Genomic DNA, 19262 nt, shown 5'->3' on the forward strand with positions numbered 1-19262 from the left:
ACCCAATTGATTGGGCTGGGAGGATTAATGCACCACACCTCGTTCAGCGGTGTAGATGAGTTCTTCCATGAGAGTGTACGCGTTTTCGTTGCCTGGAACATTGAACAAAACCATTAAAATGATCCATTTCAGGTCATCGAGCTCAAAGTCGTTGGTTTCCAGTCCCATTACACGGTCGATAACCATTTCACGGGTTTCTGTGGTCAGTACACCAATCTGTTCTAGGAACATCAGTAGTCCACGACTTTTCACATCCATGCGCGTCATTTCTTGAGCGGTGTAGATCCGTGTCGAGGTCGCGGCACTCATCGCAATGGCGGAGTGATTGTCGGTGTTTTGCAGCTCAGCTAGATCCTCAAGCCATTCGAGTGCCTTGTAGATATCTTTTTGCTTAAAGCCTGCTCTTAACAGCTCATCCTCAAGTTCGTCTTGGTCTACCTGCAGATCTGCATCGCTATGCACGTAGGTTTCGAACAGGTACATCAGTATGTCCATCATCATAGCTAGCCTCTCCCCTTAAGAATATAACCACCGTTTACAGCAACAACATGACCCGATAATTCGAGCTCTAAAAGCTGTTGCATGACCTCTTGAACAGGAATATGGGTCTTTTGCGCCAAAATATCAACCGGCGTTGCCTCTATTCCTACGTTAGCCAACAGATCTGCAAATGGCAATTCTTCTTTATCAATAACTTGGTCAAAAAGTGTTGGTTGTACTTTTTTAGACCAGTTAGACAGAGATTCTATTTCACACAATACATCTTCAACACTTTGTACGAGACAGGCGCCCGTTCGTATTAATGAATGACACCCCGAGTGATAGGCATGGCGAATGGAACCGGGAATAGCAAAAACTTCACGTCCTTGCTCCGCTGCATATTTTGCGGTTATCAGTGAGCCACTTTTCTCGGCCGCTTCCACCACCACGACACCGAGTGATAGCCCGCTGACAATTCTATTTCGTCTCGGAAAGTGCTCCGCTCTTGGCTTTATCCACGGAAGGTGCTCACTCACCAAGGCTCCGTGCTGAGCAACCCTTTGCGCGAGGGAACGGTGGCGGGCTGGATAAATAGAGCCTAGCCCTGAGCCCAATACCGCTATGGTTTTCCCGCATGCATCTAGTGCTCCCTGATGAGCATGGCCATCAATTCCGAGTGCCAGACCGCTTGTTACGCAATAGCCATACCGAACAAACTCAGCAGCAAAGCTGCGCGCAGTCTCGAGACCACCTGTGCTGGCATTTCGGCTGCCTACCATGGCGATTTGCTGATCGGACAACAAACTCACATCGCCTTGGACATAAAGAACCGGAGGACAGCCCTTAGACTCACGCAATAATGGCGGATAGTGCTCATCTTGATGGATTAAGATGTGGTTGTCGGCACCATTGCTCCATTCCATCGCTTTATGTGCAAGCTCAACTGACTTACGCCGAATAAAGCTCACTTGATTTGGCTTGAGCCCTATCGCAGATAAGGTTTGTTCATCTGACTCCACAATGTTGCGTGGGTCATCAACGGCTAGCAGCTTATAAAACGTGACGGGACCAATTCCCGGACACAGGGAGAGGCGGAGCCAAGCTACTCTCGAATTATCATCCATAGCATTCATCCATACCTTTCATCAATAGCATGGCCCATTAACTGGTCGGCGTTTTATCAGGATTAGCCACAATGGTTTGGCGAGTAATGGGCTCACTGGCCTCGGTAATGAGGGCGATACTGAAAAACGGATAGCTGCGAATCACCACAAGATGCCCAATTTCTATCGTCGGCAATTGTTGTGATAGCCCTTCGTGGTAGGTGTCAGTCAATCCGTGCTCCCCTTGAGCGAACTGAAACGCCTGTGCCGGTCTCACCAGTGTGTAGCTACTCCCTTGCTCAATACCAGACACAAACCCGTGATTAAGTACCACCGCCTGACCTCGAACCGCATAATGGGTGGCTTCCATCATGCCAACGATAGCAAGTCCATCGGCAGGTATTCCGGCGTGAGGTTCAAAAGATTGGAGATGTGCAGGCGTTTGAACCGACGACAGAGGAATCACCACATCCTGCTGTTTAACTTCATGAATGAGCCTTTCAATCTCAAGTGTTGTGATGTCAGCACTCTGTGTTTTCGTCTTCGCGACTGCCACCATCCTAACCTGCTGCATACTGTACTCTGGTTGCAATGCAGAGAATGTTTGGCTTACACGGTAAATGGCCCAATCGGTTTCATTACCTTGATAGTTGATATAAACATCATCTTGAGCGGTGACATACTTTAGCCCGTTGCTGGAGCCAATCACTTTGGGAAAATCTCGCAGCTCACTACTTAAGACCAACCCTTCTATACGTGTGTAGCGAGCTTGCGTTATCGCGTTAATTGCAGCGATTGGTGCTTTGCTCGCGATTTGAATACTCGGCGATAGCTTCTCAAGCTTTTTACGAGTCAATCTTGGCTGGCCATCGACCCAGCTCAGCGACAATCGGTCACCAGGATAAATAAGGTGTGGATTATGGATGTGTCTATTGTATCCCCAGAGTTCTGGCCAGCGCCACGGAGAATACAGATAAAGGCTGGAAATAGCCCAAAGCGTGTCGCCCTTTTTCACTTGGTAGAATGAAGGGGCTTGGTCTTTTAAGGTGAGTGAATTATCAGCGAGGGAGGGAAAACCTAAAACGAGCGTGACGACAACAATGTAACCCCCTCAATAACAGCACATTTCCCTGCTTCATACACCGCAATCCTTCGCTTTGTTTCAAGGGATGCTGTCATTTAGGTTGGAAAATGTCTAGAATTGAACCAACGAAGTCCAAGCCTATTCGGCACAGTTCAACATTTTGAGTGTATATGTCTGTATTACAAGTATTAACTTTCCCGGATGATCGCCTAAGAACGGTAGCAAAGCCCGTTGAAGCGGTAACGCCGGAAATCCAAAAAATCGTCGACGACATGATTGAAACCATGTACGACGAAGAAGGTATCGGTCTGGCAGCAACCCAAGTTGACGTTCATCAGCGAATTGTTGTGATTGATATTTCAGATACTCGCGACGAGCCTATGGTTCTGATCAACCCAGAAATCACTGAAAAACGTGGTGAAGACGGTATCGAAGAAGGCTGTCTATCGGTTCCTGGCGCTCGTGCATTGGTGCCTCGCGCAGCTGAAGTCACCGTAAAAGCGCTAAACCGCGACGGTGAAGAGTTCACTTTCGATGCGGACGATCTACTGGCTATCTGTGTTCAACATGAGCTTGACCACCTAGAGGGTAAACTGTTTGTTGATTACCTATCCCCTCTAAAGCGCAAGCGTATTAAAGACAAGCTTGAGAAAATTAAGCGCTTTAACGCTAAGCAGTAATCGAATAAGAATTTAAGTTAAGAGAGGTCAGTGTGAGCCAATCATTACGTATTGTGTTTGCCGGTACTCCAGACTTCGCCGCCCGTCACTTGGCGGCGTTATTGTCTTCGGAGCACGAGGTTGTCGCTGTTTATACCCAGCCAGATCGCCCAGCAGGTCGTGGTAAAAAACTCACAGCAAGTCCAGTTAAAAACATTGCGCTTGAGCATGACATCCCGGTTTATCAGCCCGTCAATTTCAAATCTGATGAGGCAAAACAAGAGCTAAAAGATCTTAACGCTGACATCATGGTTGTCGTGGCATACGGTCTACTGCTTCCTCAAGCCGTTCTGGATACACCAAAGCTTGGCTGTATCAACGTGCATGGTTCGATCTTGCCTCGCTGGCGCGGTGCGGCGCCGATTCAACGTTCTATTTGGGCGGGCGATGCAGAAACTGGTGTTACCATCATGCAGATGGATATCGGCCTTGATACCGGCGACATGCTAAAGATCGCAACGCTTCCGATTGAAGCCACCGACACCAGCGCGACTATGTACGATAAGCTCGCCGAGTTGGGCCCTGAAGCTTTGGTTGATTGTCTTGGCGATATCGCGTCAGGCAATGCCAACCCGGTAAAACAGGACGATGAGCAAGCCAATTACGCCAGCAAACTGAGCAAAGACGAAGCCAAGATTGATTGGTCTCAAGATGCCGCGTTTATTGAGCGCTGCATTCGTGCATTTAACCCGTGGCCAATGAGTTTCTTCTCTGTTGGAGAGAACAACATCAAGGTTTGGCAATCGCGCGTTGAAGCGAATGCGACAGACGCCAAACCGGGGACTATTCTTAAGGCTGATAAAACAGGAATTTACGTCGCAACAGGCAAAGACACCTTGGTTCTGGAGCAGATTCAGATCCCAGGCAAAAAAGCCATGTCAGTGAGTGATGTTCTTAATTCCAAAGCTAGCTGGTTTGAAGTCGGTAGTATCCTAGGATAACGATACCTACCGCGTACGATATTTAGGGCCAGTACTGACCAGTACGGGCCCTAGTTTGTTTTCATAGCAACACAATTTTAGGTAACTAACATGAACGTTCGCGCTGTCGCGGCTAATATCCTTTTCCAAGTGGTTGATAAAGGCCAATCGTTATCGAGTGCTCTTCCATTGGGTCAGCAGCAGGTGAAACCTCGCGACCAAGCACTGCTACAAGAGATCTGCTTTGGTGCACTTCGAATCTTGCCTCGTCTTGAATCTGTCGCCTCCGAATTAATGGATAAACCCCTAAAAGGCAAACAGCGCGTATTTCATCATTTGATTTTGGTCGGACTCTACCAAATCGGTCATATGCGTATTCCTGCGCACGCCGCGGTTGGTGAGACAGTGGAAGCAACCAAAGCGCTCAAAGGCCCAAGACTGCGCGGCTTGATTAATGCGGTACTGCGTAACTACCAGCGCAATCAAGAAGAGCTAGACCAAAAATCGGTAAGCCACAACGCAGGTAAATATGGTCATCCAAGTTGGCTGCTGAAGCTGCTGCAACAGAGCTACCCTGAGCAGTGGGAGAGCATTGTTGAAGCCAACAACATGAAGGCGCCTATGTGGCTGCGCGTGAACCACCAGCACCTACCTCGTGATGACTATCAGGCACTTCTCAAAAATGAAGGCATAGATTCCACCTCTCACCCAGAAGCGCAAGATGCCCTAAAATTGGCCGCGCCTTGCGATGTGACCAAATTACCAGGTTTTGAGAAGGGTTGGGTCTCAGTTCAAGATGCGGCGGCACAGCTATCGATTAACTATCTACAGCCACAAGATGGCGAGCTGATCCTAGACTGCTGCGCAGCCCCAGGCGGCAAGACTGCACATATCCTAGAGCGCACCAAAGAGAGTCAAGTGGTCGCGATTGATTGTGACGAAACTCGTCTAAAGCGTGTTCATGACAACCTAAAACGTCTGAATCTTCAGGCGAAGGTCGTCTGTGGAGATGCAAGAACGCCACAAGAATGGTGGCAAGGCGAGCAGTTCGATCGCATCTTATTGGATGCACCGTGTTCGGCAACAGGCGTTATTCGCCGCCACCCCGACATTAAATGGCTGCGCCGCGCTGACGACATTGAAGCACTCGCTAAGTTACAACGCGAAATCTTTGATGCTATGTGGCAGCAATTGAAAGTAGGCGGTACCTTGGTTTATGCGACATGCTCTATCACGCCGCAAGAAAACAGAGACCAAGTGATTGCTTTCTTGGCTCGTACGGCAAATGCCAAGCTTATCGGCTCAGATAAAGAGAACCCTGGACGTCAGATTCTTCCGGGTGAGCACGATATGGATGGCTTCTATTACGCTGTTCTACAAAAGACGCAGTAATCGACCATTAGATAGTGAACTTAAAAATCAATAGCATGCTAACTTATTGATGGCTATGCTATTGGCGTAATGAGTTTATAAAAAACAGAAGAGCGAAATGTTATGAAAATCATCATTCTTGGAGCTGGTCAAGTTGGTGGCACCCTAGCGGAGAACCTCGTTGGTGAAAACAACGATATTACTATCGTCGACCGCGACAGCGACCGCCTAAGAGAGCTGCAAGATAAGTATGATTTGCGCGTGGTGAATGGTTACGCCTGTCACCCAGACGTTTTAAGAGAGGCCGGCGCACAAGATGCTGACATGTTGGTCGCGGTGACCAACATGGACGAAACCAACATGGCAGCCTGTCAGGTCGCGTTCTCGCTCTTCAATACACCAAACCGCGTGGCACGTATTCGCTCTCGTGAGTACCTGATCGAAAAAGAGAGCCTGTTTAACTCGGGTGCTATCCCTGTTGACCACCTTATCGCGCCAGAAGAACTCGTTACCAGCTACATCGAACGACTGATCCAATACCCAGGTGCATTGCAAGTGGTCAGTTTTGCCGATGAGCGAGTTAGTTTGGTCGCGGTTAAAGCTTACTACGGCGGCCCGTTGGTTGGTAATGCGCTGTCTACATTGCGTGAGCACATGCCACACATTGACACCCGCGTAGCAGCAATATTCCGTCAAGGGCGACCAATCCGTCCTCAGGGTACCACCATCATTGAAGCTGATGACGAAGTATTCTTTGTCGCGGCAAGTAACCACATACGCTCGGTCATGAGTGAGCTACAGCGTCTAGAAAAGCCGTATCGCCGTATCATGATTGTGGGTGGTGGTAATATCGGTGCCAGCCTCGCTAAACGTCTAGAGCAAACCTACAGCGTTAAACTGATTGAACGCAGCTATCAGCGCGCTGAAAAACTTTCTGAAGAATTAGAAAACACCATCGTATTCTGCGGTGATGCCGCTGACCAAGAGCTGCTTGCCGAAGAAAACATCGATCAAGTCGATGTGTTTATTGCCCTCACCAACGAAGATGAAACCAACATCATGTCAGCTATGCTGGCGAAGAAAATGGGCGCTAAGAAGGTGATGGTACTGATCCAGCGTGGCGCCTACGTGGACTTGGTACAAGGCGGTACCATTGATGTGGCGATTTCACCGCAACAAGCCACGATTTCGGCGCTACTGACACACGTTCGCCGCGCTGACATCGTTAACGTTTCGTCACTACGTCGCGGCGCAGCCGAGGCCATCGAAGCCGTTGCACATGGTGACGAAACCACCTCCAAAGTAGTTGGCAAAGCCATCGGCGATATCAAACTACCACCTGGTACCACCATTGGCGCCGTTGTGCGCGGTGAAGAAGTACTGATTGCCCATGACCGAACCATTATCGAACAGGACGACCACGTGGTGATGTTCTTGGTTGATAAGAAATACGTGCCTGATGTTGAGGCATTGTTCCAGCCGAGCGCGTTCTTCTTGTAAGGCAATTTTATGGTTAACGCCCGCCCGGTCTCGTTCGTTATAGGGTTAGTACTCTCTAAACTCGCCCTATTCATGTACGTACCGACATTGGTCGCCTTCTTTACGGGTACTGATGGCTTCCTCGATTTTGGTCTAGCGGTCATCATTACCCATGTTGCGGCATTCTTGTGTCTATCTATAGGCCGAACCAAACACTTTAAGCTTGGTGTTCGAGATATGTTCTTGATCACCAGTTTAGTGTGGACCATTGCCAGCGCTTTCGCGGCGCTGCCCTTCGTATTCATCAACCACATCAGCTTTACCGATGCCTACTTCGAAACCATGTCAGGTATCACGACAACAGGCTCTACCGTACTCAGTGGCCTAGACACTATGGCACCGAGTATTTTGTTGTGGCGATCCATCTTGCAATGGCTTGGCGGTATTGGCTTTATCGTTATGGCGGTGGCGGTGCTCCCCATGCTCAACGTGGGTGGTATGAGGCTGTTCCAAACCGAGTCTTCCGATTGGTCAGATAAGAGCAGTCCACGCGCCAAGACCGTCGCGAAAAACATCGTTGTGGTGTACCTAGTGCTAACTGGGCTGTGTCTGCTCGGCTATCTCGCCACTGGAATGAACCTTTTTGATGCCATCAACCACTCCTTTACCACCCTATCCACCGGAGGATACTCAACCTCTGACGGCTCAATGAATCATTTCTCACAGGGCTCACATTGGGTTGGTACCGTGTTTATGTTCTTAGGTGGTCTGCCATTCCTGCTTTTTGTTGCCGCACTGTCTAAGCGAGATCCTAGAGTGCTCTTGAATGATGCACAGGTAAGAGGCTTCGGTTATCTATTTCTAGTCTCCAGCTCCGTCGTTGCGCTTTGGCTGTTTATTGAAGATGGCTATACACTCGCCGATGCCTTCCGCGTATCCATGTTCAATATCGTCTCTGTCGTCACCACCACTGGATTTGGACTGGAAGATTTCACCGCTTGGGGACCGCTCCCATCCGTGGTCTTTGCCTTTATGATGATGGTCGGTGCCTGCTCAGGCTCGACATCCGGTGGTATCAAAATCTTTCGTTTTCAGATTGCGGTGACTCTGCTTCACAAGCAGATGATGAAGCTTATCCACCCTTCAGGCGTGTTTGTTCAACGATACAATCAAAGGCCAGTAAACGACGACATCGTCCGTTCGGTTGTCGCCTTTGGGTTGATGTTCTTTGTGACCATTATCGTGCTGGCAGGCGCACTCAGTGCCATGGGACTGGATCCAGTGACTAGTATCTCTGGCGCGATAACGGCCGTTGCCAACGTGGGCCCAGGAATGGGATCGGTAATTGGTCCAACAGGAAACTTTGCCCCTCTACCGGATGCCGCTAAGTGGTTACTCAGCTTTGGCATGCTGATGGGACGCCTAGAAATCCTGACCCTAATCGTATTGTTCTTCCCTGCGTTCTGGCGCCGCTAAGCATTTTGACGGAGCGCTAAACAGGCTCTACGTACCAATAGACGGCGAAGAAGTGACACGCCGCGCCACCGAGCACAAATAGATGCCAAATAGCATGATTGTAAGGAATGCGCTTATTGGCGTAGAACACCACACCGAGCGTGTAAATCGCGCCACCAGCAGCCAGAAGAATCAAACCGGATGGGTCGAGATGTTTGGCAAGCTGGTAAATCACGATCAGCGACAGCCATCCCATCACCAAATAAGTAATCAATGATGCGCGTTTAAATCGATACACGAAGAACAGCTTCATAATGATGCCTATCACGGCCAACGCCCAAATCACGATCATCAATCCCACCGCGAGAGGCGTCCTCAGGCTGACAAGCATAAATGGGGTGTAGCTGCCGGCGATAAGCAAGAAAATGGCGCAATGATCAAAGGTCTTGAGCCAGCGCTTACTGCTTGGGTTTGGGATGGAGTGATACAGCGTTGATGCGAGAAATAAGGTAATCATGCTACCACCATATAAGCTCATGCTGGTGATGGTCATGACGTCGGCACCTGCTGCCAGCGATCGCTGCAGCAGCATTATCAATCCGATAATAGAAAGGATAACGCCAATGCCGTGGGTAACACTGTTTGCCCACTCTTCACGTAGACTGTAATTAGAAGTGATCGTCGACATTGAGCATACTCTCATTTTCGCCAGAAAATCAGAGTATGCCACATTCAGCGAACATGTGTTAGCTCAAACTTAGGTGGTTTGCTCTAGATAATCGAGGACTTGTTTTCCAGCCTCTTCACCTGACAGGGAACTTAGCAATGTCAATTCTCGTTTCAGTTGACCTAGACCAATCAAGCTAGAGAGCATACCTTTCACTCCCTCTTTGTTGCGGTCAATCTCAAACCACAGCTTTAGCTCATCTTCGCTTCGATAGGCGATGATCTCGAGCTCACGCCAGCGTCCGTGATAAGGTCCTGTGGTTGGCACAAACTCAAACTCTTGAACAAAGGGCATCGCAAAGCCCTTAGCTGCCTCACATTCAACCTGACGAATGCGCAGCCCTTGGTCTTCAAGTGCGACGAAGATGCCATCAATCAAAGGATCGGGGCGAACGGTCAGCATGTCTTTGTCTTGAGGGTCCGCCGCCATAGCGATATCCAAACCGGTTTCCAACCAGACTCGAGAATCACCAATCGTCACGGGCGTGTTCCAAGGCACATCTAGCTCGACATCAAAGTCACGGGTTTCCCCGGGCTCGATGGTAAAGGCGTATGGAAGCGTCCACGATTGCAACTCGTAGGTCTTGGAGACTTTCTTTTTAGGGACGCCATGGTGGTTACTGTTGTCGTTTTGATTCTGAGCCACTTCATCAATATAGCGACAACACAGTTTAAGCTTGATGTTATCAACCGTTTGCGCCGTTTTACCGCCATACACATGGATGGTCACTTTTGCCGTTTCCCCTGGATGAAGAAACTCTTGATGTAGGACAGAGTCAACTTTGGCCGCCCCTATCCCAAAACTTGCTAAGGTTTTTTTGAAAAAAGACATACTTACTTCCCTTTATAACCAAAGACACTGTTAGTGTTGTATCGTAAATCTGCCGAGAAAACAAACGATATGCGCACAGAGTCGGTGAAGAAAAATTAACCACTTTTTTTATGGGATCTATCGAATATACCGAAGCTTACTGCTATTCTATGCGTGGTGTGCATGCACACCGTAATTCCTGATTACTTATTTGGAGTGGCATTAGTCAAAAAAGAGCGACATTGGGTGTCTATTCAGTGTTTCTCATAAGTAGTCAGGCCAACTATTTGGCAACGGAATTGCCTGACTTGTTAGGTTACAACAATATGCGCCCAACACCCGTCAGGTTCTCGCACTCAGTACATCGCAGTGCGTCAATGCGTCGTCGCAGTGGTTTTGTCTCTGCTCCTGTCGCGAAAAAAGTCGCTCCTTCAATGACCCTCGTTGAGCAAGGTGTCCGAATGACATCAACGCCAACACGCGTTGTTAAAGCAGCTTAATAAAAAGCGCAGTCTGTCTGCGCTTTTTTTTGCCTTCCATTTCACCACATATTGGTATTCTCAATGAACTTTGATACTTTTACTCAAAAATACCTATAAATTTTGTGGAGAAAGTTATGAAGTGTCACCGCGTCAACGAACTAATCGAGCTCATTCACCCTGAATGGCAAAAAGATTCTGATCTTAACTTGTTGGAATTCCTAGTGAAGCTTGCTAATGAAGCGGGCTATGATGGCAAACTGGAAGAATTGACCGACGATGTACTCATCTATCACCTAAAGATGCGTAACAGTAAAAAAGACGAAATGATCCCAGGCCTTGCCAAAGACCAAGAGGATGATTTCAAGACAGCTTTGCTCAAGGCTCGCGGCATCATCAAATAACGAATAGTTATAAAAACGATCCTCTAAGGGTCGTTTTTTATATGAGCCTTGGCTAATTTTGTTGTTAAAGGTTGATAGCCTTAAAGAAATGAAATTGTTATCAGGGTTATAATCCTTGGGTTTTCATACTGCGTACTGAATAAAACTGCCACATAAAATGGCATGGCGTCGTACACAGTCAATGCAATGTCGGAATAGATAGAGTGCGTCCGAAACGCACCGTCAGCCCAAGAAGGACACTCAACAATGAGTCAGGATAAAATCGACGTAAAGGATGTAACACCCAAAACGTTCAACCCCAAAACCCACAAAGGCAACGGCGACAGATTCAACCCAAGCAATCGAATCTATGTACGCGAAAGCAAAGGTACCTTTCAAAAACTCAGACGCTACGGTGGCTGGTTCTTACTCGTACTGTTTGCCATCATTCCATGGATCCCCTATGGCGAGAGACAAGCGGTACTGCTCGATATCGGTAATCAGCAGTTTAACTTCTTTGGTACCACCCTTTACCCGCAAGATCTCACCCTACTCGCTCTGCTATTTATGGTCGCGGCCTTTGGTCTGTTCTTTATCACCACCTTTCTAGGTCGCGTCTGGTGTGGCTACTTATGCCCGCAAACTGTGTGGACCTTTATGTACATCTGGTTTGAAGAAAAACTGGAAGGCAGCGCGAACAAACGCCGCAAGCAAGATAGCGGAAAGCTTACCGGTAACCTTATTGCTCGCAAAGGTCTCAAACATGCCGCTTGGATTGCGATTGCCCTTGCCACCGGCTTTACCTTTACCGGCTATTTTGTACCGATTGGGCCTCTAGTCAGCGACTTCTTCACCTTCAATGCCAGTTTTTGGCCAGTTTTTTGGGTCGTGTTCTTCGCCGCGTGTACCTACGCTAATGCTGGCTGGATGCGCTCTATTATGTGTATCCACATGTGCCCGTACGCTCGCTTCCAGTCGGCGATGTTCGACAAAGACACCTTTATCGTCGGTTACGATACTAAGCGCGGTGAAAAGCGTGGACCTCGCTCTCGCAAAGCCGATCCCAAGCAGCTTGGCTTAGGCGACTGTATCGACTGCGATCTGTGTGTACAAGTTTGTCCAACGGGTATCGATATTCGCGATGGTCTGCAATACGAATGTATTAACTGCGGCGCCTGTATCGACGCTTGTGACAAGACCATGGACCGCATGGGCTACGACAAAGGGCTGATTAGCTACACCACTGAACATAGACTCTCAGGTAAACACACCAAAGTCATGCGACCAAAACTGCTCGGCTATGGCGCGGTATTGCTGGTCATGGTGGGGCTGTTCTTTGCGCAAGTCTCTGCAGTAGATCCAGCAGGCTTGAGTGTCCTTCGCGACCGTAACCAATTGTTCCGCGTCAACAGTGACGGTTTGGTCGAGAACACCTACACCTTAAAGGTCATCAACAAAACACAGCAAGAGCAGCAATATACTTTGAGCGTCTCTGGTTTAGAAGGGGCAACCTGGTATGGCAGACAAACCATCACCGTTGAGCCAGGTGAGGTGTACAACCTGCCGATGAGTCTGGGTGCAAATCCTGATGAGCTAAGTTCACCTGTCTCAACAATTCAGTTTATACTGAGCGACAGTAATGACTTCTCCGTACAAGTGGAGAGTCGATTTATCAAAAAGCTCTAGCTCGCTAGCAGCACGACATAATAGGAAAAGGCTCGGCAACGAGCCTTTTTTATCATCACGATGACAGATACTGCGTTCAACTTCGATGCCCTGACACCCGATTTCATGTGGTACGCCCTTGAAAGTATTGGAGTCAGAGCCGAATCCGGTCTACTTCCCCTCAATAGCTACGAAAACCGTGTTTATCAGTTCACTGATGAAGAACGCCGACGCTATGTGGTGAAGTTTTATCGCCCTCAACGCTGGACACACGCACAGATCCAAGAAGAGCACGATTTTGCTCATGAACTACTGGAGCATGAAGTGCCAGTCTCTGCACCACTCATTATCAACGGACAGTCGATTCATGAGTATCAAGGCTACCTATTCACCCTGTTTGCGAGCGAAGGCGGCAGACAATTCGAGGTCGATAACCTTGAGCAGATTGAATGGGTGGGACGCTTCCTTGGTCGTATTCATAAAGTCGGTGCAAGCAAGCCATTTGAACACCGCCCGACCATAGGTCTGGACGAGTATCTGTACCAGCCTCGCACCCTTCTGCAAAATTCGAGCTTTATCCCCACGCATCTAGAGAACGCCTTCTTTAGTGATTTGGACATGCTTATTAATCAGATTGAAGCGCATTGGCAACCCACTGAGACCATTAGGCTGCATGGCGATTGTCACCCAGGCAACATTCTATGGCGTGATGGTCCAATGTTCGTCGACCTCGACGATGCGCGTAACGGACCTGCGGTTCAGGACCTGTGGATGCTGCTCAATGGTGACCGTCAGGACAAACTGATGCAACTCGACGTGTTATTGGAGGGGTATCAAGAATTCAGCGACTTACCTAGCAGTCAATTGAAACTTATTGAGCCTTTACGCGGTCTACGTATGGTGCACTACATGGCATGGCTAGCCAAGCGCTGGCATGATCCTGCGTTTCCGCTCGCGTTTCCTTGGTTCAACGACGCCAAATATTGGGAAGGCCAGGTACTGGGGTTTAAGGAGCAAATTGCCGCTCTTAACGAAAAGCCACTTTCATTGCAGCCGCAGTGGTGACAAACTAGTCGAAATCCATCAATAGGATTGAGTTATACACATGGAGAAAATAATGAAAAAAATCATCGCACTTTTTGCGACGCTACTCGTCAGCCTAAGCGTCAGTGCCGCACAGTTCCAAGAAGGCACTCACTATAAAGTGTTGGAGCTAGAAAAGTCGTCTAAGCCTGTCGTCACCGAGTTCTTCTCATTCTATTGCCCACACTGTAATAGCTTTGAGCCTATCATTGCTCAGTTGAAGAAAAAGATCCCTGCTGACGCGAAATTCCAAAAGAACCACGTCTCTTTTATGGGTGGTAACATGGGTATGTCGATGAGCAAGGCTTACGCGACCATGATTGCACTTAAAGTCGAAGACAAGATGGTGCCAGTGATGTTCCGCCGTATCCATGACCTAAACCAACCACCAAGAAACGATGAAGAGCTTCGCCAGATCTTCCTTGATGAAGGTGTTGATGCGAAGAAATTCGACTCAGCATTCAAAGGTTTTGCTGTTGATTCAATGGTGCGCCGCTTTGACAAACAGTTCAAAGACAGTGGCTTATCAGGTGTTCCAGCGGTTGTGGTGAACAATAAATATCTAGTGGAATCTGGAAGTATCCAGTCTCTGGATGAGTATTTTGAGCTGGTTAACTTCCTACTGAAGAAGTAACCCTAGCGTCGAAATAACGAATGTAGAAAAAACCGAGCCCAGTCAACACTGAAGGCTCGGTTTTTTTTATTTGCGATGAACCTCTTTCAGCGCCTCATCTTTTTCTTGCCAGACCTCTCCCAGCCATTGCTGGAAGCGACGTTTGTATGGCTTGTCATTAAAGTAATCGCCGCGGACATTCTCGTCGACGGGTAAGGTTCGCACCTTAACCACGATCTTAGTCATGTTACCCATCAACGCTGCCTTAAAAGGCTCAACACGGTTCTCTGGGTAGGCGAGTGTCACATCGATAATGCTATCAAACTGTTCGCCCATCGCGGCCAGTGTGTAAGCTATGCCACCCGATTTAGGCTGCAGTAAGTGCTCGAAGCCTGCTTTGCTGCGTTTTTGCTTTTCAGGCGTAAAACGAGTCCCTTCAACATAGTTCACAACCGTTGTTGGGGTATCCTTAAACTTGGCGCATGAGCGGCGGGTGGTTTCCAAATCTTGACCACGTTTCTCTGGGTGCTTAATCAAATACTCGCGAGAATAGCGCTTCATAAAGGGCATATTCAGCGCCCAACACGCCATCCCCACGAATGGCACATACAGCAGTTGCTGTTTAAGGAAAAACTTTGGCATTGGAATACGGTCTTTAAACACGCTGCACAGGACGACGATATCAGTCCAGCTAAGGTGATTGCTGATCATCAGATACCAGCCATCTTTTTTCAGCAATTCTATGCCTTCAATATCCCATTCGAGCTTTGGATTCACCAAATGCAGTATGCCGTGGTTTATGGTTGCCCACAGCCACATAAACTTGTTTGCCAGCGAGGTACACAGTGCCTGAATAGGCTTAAACGGCAACACCAGTTTGATCAACCCAAAACCCAAGATTGGGATAGAGCAAAATGCCGTGTTGAGAATGACGAGCGACGAACTCATTACAAAAATTAGGTATCCAAGCATATCTAACGTTCTATGAAGTATTTGTAACAGTTTTATGGCGGTTAATTGTACAAGGGGAAAAGCCCCACGCAACGATTAATTTATTGGTCTGATTTGTGTTGTAACTTGCAAAAAACAATCTTATTCTGAACCAATAACATAACATAAACATATAATTACAACCGTTACCTCGATATTCAGAATGTGATAAGGAACCGTTATGAAAAGGGCATGGAGTGTCTTAGCAGTGTCACTGAGTGTTGTCTCTCATGGTGCAGTGGCTAAATTAGGAGAAAGTAATGGCTTTAGTGGCGAGATAGCAATAAACGCCGCTTACGCCAGTAAAACGTCAAATCTCACCAATACCGATGATGAGTTCCGTACCTACAATGGGGGACAGCAAGAAAATAGCAGCGCGCTCGTTCTCCCTCTAGGTAACGTTCAATACACGTGGGGCTCACGCTCCAACCATCAAGTTTTCTTAGGTACCTCTCGAGCAGACGTAGCAGTAGGTACTCTTGCGCTAGAAACAGGCTATCGCTATCAGTTTCAAGGTGGCACCAAGTGGAGTCTAGCAGTACTCCCAACCATTCTTGAAGGCGAAGTTTGGCAAGACCCATACCTCCTCAATACCGCGCGAAACACCACGGATGAGAAAGGTACCGCCTACCGTATGCAGATCGATAATATCGCCGGTTCTCTGTTTAGTCTCGACCTAGCTTACGGTAAACGCGAACTGGATTCAGAGCTATCCGGCTCGGGAGCGGGCTTAAGCGCTGAAGAAATGGCAACGCTGGACCGTAACGCTGATATCTTCTACGGCAAGTTCAAGATGATGCTACCGATCAATCGAGGCGTTCTGTTGTTCCCGGCACTGATTTACACCCAGCAAGATGCCAATGGCAGCGCGATGAAGAGCAATACCTATGGTGCTGAAGTGTCTTCCTTCATCTCGGCAGGAAATCACCAATTTGCCTTCACTGTAACCTACTTGAATCGTCAGTATGACGGTGCCAACCCAGTGTTTGATGACGTCACTCGCAAAGATGATGAGTGGAAAGCCTTCTTGGCCTATGAGTACCCAGGCATCTTTTACTCAGACAACCTCTCATTGGTTGCTTTCGGTGGTATCAACAACAGCAGTTCAAACATCGAGTTCTATGACTCCAAAGATTGGATTACGTCTGTTGGTCTAAACTGGGAATTCTAATAGAAGCTCGCCCAAAGCATTAAAGCAACCGATATATGGCTTAGCAAGATGTGTTGTTAAGCCATTTTTTGTCGTTAAAGTATCCGCACTAAATATAGGTGTACGTGATGAGCGTGCCTTTTTCTGACGGATATAGTATGACGATAAGTAAGCCTCTTCTCTGCGCCACTCTGCTGGTAGTGTTCTCCCATTCAGTATCGGCGGCTCTTGCACCCGAGAGCGGGTTTAGCGGAGAGATATCCATCAGTAGTGCGCAGGTTGGTGATAAGTCGAATCTTGTCGCAAGCTTAGATCCAAAAATCAGCGCCTCGCAAGAAGCCTATGATGATTTTTGGATGCCACTTGGCATGGTGAAATACACCTATGGTGCTCAGCGTGACAAAGAGTGGTTTGTCGGTACATCTCGAGACGACATCGCAGTCGGTACCTTTGTGCTCGAAGGTGGCTATCGCCAGCAATTGCAAGACGGCTCCATTTGGAGTGCCTCTTATCTCCCTACCGTGATTGGTGAGCCCATCTGGAAAAACCCTTACGTCGGTGCCGATCAGCTCGAAGAGACCGAAGCAAAGGGCGAAGCCTATCGCCTACAAATAGAGAATATTGCAGGCTCATTGTTTACCCTTGATATGGCTTACGGCAACCGCGAGGTAACCGACGAAAGCTCCGCCGCCAACCTAACAAACAACCTGTCGAGTCAATACGACCGTAACAGCGACATGTACTACGTTAAAGGCTCTTACACCCTATCGATGAGCAACGCTTGGACGCTGTTTCCCTCACTGATTTACCTCCTCGATGACGCCAAAGGCGAAGCGCTTAACAACCAAGGTGTGGGCAGCGAACTTACCGCTTTGTTTGTTCATAAAAACCATAGCATTGCCGCAACCATGAGCTACATGAATCACGAATATCGTGGTAGCAATGCGATATTCGAGCAGTCTGGTCGTATCGACGACAAGTACAGTGCATTTCTTGCCTATGAGTACCTGTCGCTAGGAAACATTGAGTCCCTATCGCTGATCTCGCTCTCTGGCTACAACGCGACAGACTCCTCAATCGCCTTCTATGACTCCGCAGATTGGATCACCTCTATTGGTATGAACTTCGCGTTTTAACTACACCGCTTGCGCAGTAAGCTGCTTGAGCAATCTGTCCATGGCGCGATAGCCTAGCGCCTCTGCAATATGAGCTCTCTGTATGTTGGGCTCATTGGCAAGGTCAGCAATGGTTCGCGCCACCTTGATAATACGATGATACGCGCGAATCGATAGACCTAAGCGATGCAGAGCATTCTCCAAAAACTCGGCATCAGCTTTTTCTAATCGGCAGTAGTGCTCGATTTCGCGACTTTGCAACAGGGCATTGACCTTACCACTTCGCGATAGCATGTTCTCTCTGGCAACCAACACACGCTGCTTAACCACTTGCGTGGTTTCTCCCCTATCGCCACCTTCCGCCAAGGTCCCTTTGGGCAGTGAAGGTATCTCGATAGACATATCGAACCTATCCAGCAGCGGTCCGGATAGTCGACTCAGATAACGAAGAATGAGCTGCGGATTGGTTCTGGCTTGATTGCCTTCGTAGTAGCCTGTAGGGCTCGGGTTTAGTGCACCAACAAGCTGAAATCTCGCTGGGAAACGCGTTTTTCCTTGGGCGCGAGAAATGATGATCTCACCAGACTCTAGTGGCTCACGAAGTGAATCCAGCACTTTACGCTCAAACTCCGGCATCTCGTCTAAGAAAAGCAGCCCGTTGTGCGCCAGCGAGATTTCTCCGGGTCTTGGAATAGATCCGCCACCAACCAACGCGGCCATTGAACTGGAATGATGGGGCGCTCGAAAAGGCCTGGTTTTCCAGTTACTCTCGTTGATCTCTTGTTGAGTTAACGAAGCGACAGAGGCGGTTTCCATCGCTTCTTCTTCACTCATCTCCGGCAGCAAGTCACACAGGCGAGAAGCGAGCATGGTCTTACCGGTTCCCGGTGGTCCCAAGAACAATAGATTATGATTACCTGCCGCTGCGATCTCTAATGCACGTTTACCCTGCTGCTGACCAATAATATCTTGAAGATCGCGCGTTTTAGCGCAAGATGGCGCTCGCGCTTCACTGGTCACTAAAGAAAGCGTCTGCTGCCCCATCAGATAACTGCACACATCCAATAGTGAGGAGGCAGATTTGTGGTTCTCTTTGCCCACGAGCGCTGCTTGGTCGCCATTGTCTTCTGGTACAAGCAAGCAGCGCTGCGCTTTGTTGGCGGCGAGCGCGGCAGGTAGCACACCTTTCACCGATCTTAGCTCCCCTGACAACGCCAGTTCACCGACCAGCTCATGTGCCAGCAGCTTATCGTGTGGCAGTTGGTCGGACGCAGCGAGTATTCCTAACGCTATCGGTAAATCAAACCGCCCTCCCTCTTTAGGCAGATCCGCAGGGGCGAGATTAACCGTAATTCTTTTTGGCAGGAAACTCGAAGCGAGAATTGATGATGGCGCTGCGAACTCTGTCCTTAGATTCTTTTACGGTTGTCTCGGGAAGTCCTACCAGTGTAAAGCCTGGCATGCCATTACTGATGTGCACTTCCACCGTCACCAAAGGTGCCTCCACACCAACACTGGCACGGCTATAAATAATAGATAATCCCATAGAATCCCTTTTTTTATTCCGACTTCTCTTTGTTGGACGGTTAAAAGTCAGATTTTTATATATACCCCATGTTATATCTCGACATTTAAT

The 19262-nt window shown here is 48.4% G+C and carries 18 protein-coding genes and 1 pseudogene; 12 read left to right on the forward strand and 7 right to left on the reverse strand.

Translation table 11 applies throughout. From position 1 onward, the window contains the following. Positions 1 to 24: 24 nt before the first annotated feature. The 3 genes from AC6I8Y_RS16375 to AC6I8Y_RS16385 are packed head-to-tail and all read right to left on the reverse strand — an operon-like array spanning position 25 to position 2472. Positions 25 to 501 carry a DUF494 family protein gene (locus AC6I8Y_RS16375; RefSeq protein WP_042478052.1) on the reverse strand — a complete coding sequence of 159 codons (477 nt, stop codon included), beginning with the start codon at positions 499 to 501 and terminating at the stop codon, positions 25 to 27. A gap of 2 nt (positions 502 to 503) precedes the next feature. Beyond that, positions 504 to 1604, reverse strand: coding sequence for a DNA-processing protein DprA (gene dprA, locus AC6I8Y_RS16380; protein WP_394154587.1), 1101 nt, complete (start codon positions 1602 to 1604; stop codon positions 504 to 506). 37 nt (positions 1605 to 1641) lie between these two features. Next, the gene (locus AC6I8Y_RS16385; RefSeq protein WP_498020568.1) at positions 1642 to 2472 is read right to left on the reverse strand and encodes a hypothetical protein; all 831 of its coding nucleotides are present in this window, start codon (positions 2470 to 2472) and stop codon (positions 1642 to 1644) included. 365 nt (positions 2473 to 2837) lie between these two features. On the opposite strand from AC6I8Y_RS16385, the gene def reads away from it, so the two are divergent. The 5 genes from def (at position 2838) to AC6I8Y_RS16410 (ending at position 8632) form a co-directional block, all read left to right on the forward strand. Next, positions 2838 to 3347, forward strand: coding sequence for a peptide deformylase (gene def / locus AC6I8Y_RS16390; RefSeq protein ID WP_042478058.1), 510 nt, complete (start codon positions 2838 to 2840; stop codon positions 3345 to 3347). A 32-nt stretch (positions 3348 to 3379) separates the two neighbouring features. Further along, positions 3380 to 4327: a methionyl-tRNA formyltransferase gene (fmt, locus tag AC6I8Y_RS16395; protein WP_498020569.1), complete on the forward strand. Its 948-nt coding sequence runs from the start codon at positions 3380 to 3382 to the stop codon at positions 4325 to 4327. 90 nt (positions 4328 to 4417) lie between these two features. After that, complete coding sequence (rsmB, locus tag AC6I8Y_RS16400) at positions 4418 to 5698, forward strand: 16S rRNA (cytosine(967)-C(5))-methyltransferase RsmB (RefSeq protein WP_498020570.1); 1281 nt, start codon at positions 4418 to 4420, stop codon at positions 5696 to 5698. Positions 5699 to 5800: 102 nt separating this feature from the next. Beyond that, positions 5801 to 7177, forward strand: coding sequence for a Trk system potassium transporter TrkA (gene trkA / locus AC6I8Y_RS16405; protein ID WP_498020571.1), 1377 nt, complete (start codon positions 5801 to 5803; stop codon positions 7175 to 7177). A gap of 9 nt (positions 7178 to 7186) precedes the next feature. Next, complete coding sequence (locus AC6I8Y_RS16410; RefSeq protein ID WP_498020572.1) at positions 7187 to 8632, forward strand: TrkH family potassium uptake protein; 1446 nt, start codon at positions 7187 to 7189, stop codon at positions 8630 to 8632. A gap of 16 nt (positions 8633 to 8648) precedes the next feature. On the opposite strand, the gene trhA is transcribed toward AC6I8Y_RS16410, so the two are convergent. Beyond that, on the reverse strand, positions 8649 to 9299 hold the full coding sequence (gene trhA, locus AC6I8Y_RS16415; RefSeq protein ID WP_498020573.1) for a PAQR family membrane homeostasis protein TrhA: 651 nt from the start codon (positions 9297 to 9299) through the stop codon (positions 8649 to 8651). A 69-nt stretch (positions 9300 to 9368) separates the two neighbouring features. Continuing rightward, a complete protein-coding gene (locus AC6I8Y_RS16420; RefSeq protein ID WP_498020574.1) occupies positions 9369 to 10169 on the reverse strand; it encodes a sporulation protein in 801 nt (266 codons plus the stop codon). Positions 10170 to 10405: 236 nt separating this feature from the next. On the opposite strand from AC6I8Y_RS16420, the gene AC6I8Y_RS16425 reads away from it, so the two are divergent. The 5 genes from AC6I8Y_RS16425 to AC6I8Y_RS16445 all read left to right on the forward strand — a co-directional run bounded on the left by AC6I8Y_RS16425 (position 10406) and on the right by AC6I8Y_RS16445 (position 14392). Further along, positions 10406 to 10648, forward strand: a complete 243-nt coding sequence (locus tag AC6I8Y_RS16425; RefSeq protein WP_498018382.1) for a hypothetical protein — start codon at positions 10406 to 10408, stop codon at positions 10646 to 10648. 116 nt (positions 10649 to 10764) lie between these two features. Beyond that, positions 10765 to 11031 (forward strand): YihD family protein, encoded by a 267-nt coding sequence (locus tag AC6I8Y_RS16430; protein WP_042478074.1) that lies wholly within the window; start codon positions 10765 to 10767, stop codon positions 11029 to 11031. Positions 11032 to 11277: 246 nt separating this feature from the next. Next, on the forward strand, positions 11278 to 12696 hold the full coding sequence (gene ccoG / locus AC6I8Y_RS16435) for a cytochrome c oxidase accessory protein CcoG (RefSeq protein ID WP_234494875.1): 1419 nt from the start codon (positions 11278 to 11280) through the stop codon (positions 12694 to 12696). A gap of 60 nt (positions 12697 to 12756) precedes the next feature. Further along, positions 12757 to 13740: a serine/threonine protein kinase gene (locus AC6I8Y_RS16440; protein ID WP_498020575.1), complete on the forward strand. Its 984-nt coding sequence runs from the start codon at positions 12757 to 12759 to the stop codon at positions 13738 to 13740. Between the two features lie 52 nt (positions 13741 to 13792). After that, positions 13793 to 14392 carry a thiol:disulfide interchange protein DsbA/DsbL gene (locus tag AC6I8Y_RS16445; protein ID WP_042478078.1) on the forward strand — a complete coding sequence of 200 codons (600 nt, stop codon included), beginning with the start codon at positions 13793 to 13795 and terminating at the stop codon, positions 14390 to 14392. Between the two features lie 66 nt (positions 14393 to 14458). Here the strand turns inward: AC6I8Y_RS16445 and yihG are convergent, their stop codons facing one another. Next, a complete protein-coding gene (gene yihG, locus AC6I8Y_RS16450) occupies positions 14459 to 15343 on the reverse strand; it encodes a 1-acylglycerol-3-phosphate O-acyltransferase, YihG family (RefSeq protein ID WP_394154573.1) in 885 nt (294 codons plus the stop codon). A gap of 199 nt (positions 15344 to 15542) precedes the next feature. Here yihG and AC6I8Y_RS16455 point away from each other — a divergent pair, with 199 nt between their 5' ends. Further along, complete coding sequence (locus tag AC6I8Y_RS16455) at positions 15543 to 16532, forward strand: DUF2860 domain-containing protein (protein ID WP_498020576.1); 990 nt, start codon at positions 15543 to 15545, stop codon at positions 16530 to 16532. A 137-nt stretch (positions 16533 to 16669) separates the two neighbouring features. Then, positions 16670 to 17647 (forward strand): DUF2860 family protein, encoded by a 978-nt coding sequence (locus tag AC6I8Y_RS16460; RefSeq protein ID WP_498020577.1) that lies wholly within the window; start codon positions 16670 to 16672, stop codon positions 17645 to 17647. On the opposite strand, the pseudogene AC6I8Y_RS16465 reads toward AC6I8Y_RS16460, so the two are convergent. After that, positions 17648 to 19172, reverse strand: a pseudogene (locus AC6I8Y_RS16465) (YifB family Mg chelatase-like AAA ATPase). Positions 19173 to 19262 lie beyond the last annotated feature (90 nt).

This window comes from Vibrio sp. KUL78 (assembly GCF_059725505.1).

Bases quoted from the DNA above. Each gene is read 5' to 3' on its own strand.
- AC6I8Y_RS16375 (WP_042478052.1), bottom strand. From the start codon at position 501: ATGATGATGGACATACTGATGTACCTGTTCGAAACCTACGTGCATAGC.
- dprA (WP_394154587.1), bottom strand. From the start codon at position 1,604: ATGGATGATAATTCGAGAGTAGCTTGGCTCCGCCTCTCCCTGTGTCCG.
- def (WP_042478058.1), top strand. From the start codon at position 2,838: ATGTCTGTATTACAAGTATTAACTTTCCCGGATGATCGCCTAAGAACG.
- rsmB (WP_498020570.1), top strand. From the start codon at position 4,418: ATGAACGTTCGCGCTGTCGCGGCTAATATCCTTTTCCAAGTGGTTGAT.
- trkA (WP_498020571.1), top strand. From the start codon at position 5,801: ATGAAAATCATCATTCTTGGAGCTGGTCAAGTTGGTGGCACCCTAGCG.
- AC6I8Y_RS16410 (WP_498020572.1), top strand. From the start codon at position 7,187: ATGGTTAACGCCCGCCCGGTCTCGTTCGTTATAGGGTTAGTACTCTCT.
- trhA (WP_498020573.1), bottom strand. From the start codon at position 9,299: ATGTCGACGATCACTTCTAATTACAGTCTACGTGAAGAGTGGGCAAAC.
- AC6I8Y_RS16420 (WP_498020574.1), bottom strand. From the start codon at position 10,169: ATGTCTTTTTTCAAAAAAACCTTAGCAAGTTTTGGGATAGGGGCGGCC.
- AC6I8Y_RS16430 (WP_042478074.1), top strand. From the start codon at position 10,765: ATGAAGTGTCACCGCGTCAACGAACTAATCGAGCTCATTCACCCTGAA.
- ccoG (WP_234494875.1), top strand. From the start codon at position 11,278: ATGAGTCAGGATAAAATCGACGTAAAGGATGTAACACCCAAAACGTTC.
- AC6I8Y_RS16440 (WP_498020575.1), top strand. From the start codon at position 12,757: ATGACAGATACTGCGTTCAACTTCGATGCCCTGACACCCGATTTCATG.
- AC6I8Y_RS16445 (WP_042478078.1), top strand. From the start codon at position 13,793: ATGAAAAAAATCATCGCACTTTTTGCGACGCTACTCGTCAGCCTAAGC.
- yihG (WP_394154573.1), bottom strand. From the start codon at position 15,343: ATGCTTGGATACCTAATTTTTGTAATGAGTTCGTCGCTCGTCATTCTC.
- AC6I8Y_RS16455 (WP_498020576.1), top strand. From the start codon at position 15,543: ATGAAAAGGGCATGGAGTGTCTTAGCAGTGTCACTGAGTGTTGTCTCT.
- AC6I8Y_RS16460 (WP_498020577.1), top strand. From the start codon at position 16,670: ATGACGATAAGTAAGCCTCTTCTCTGCGCCACTCTGCTGGTAGTGTTC.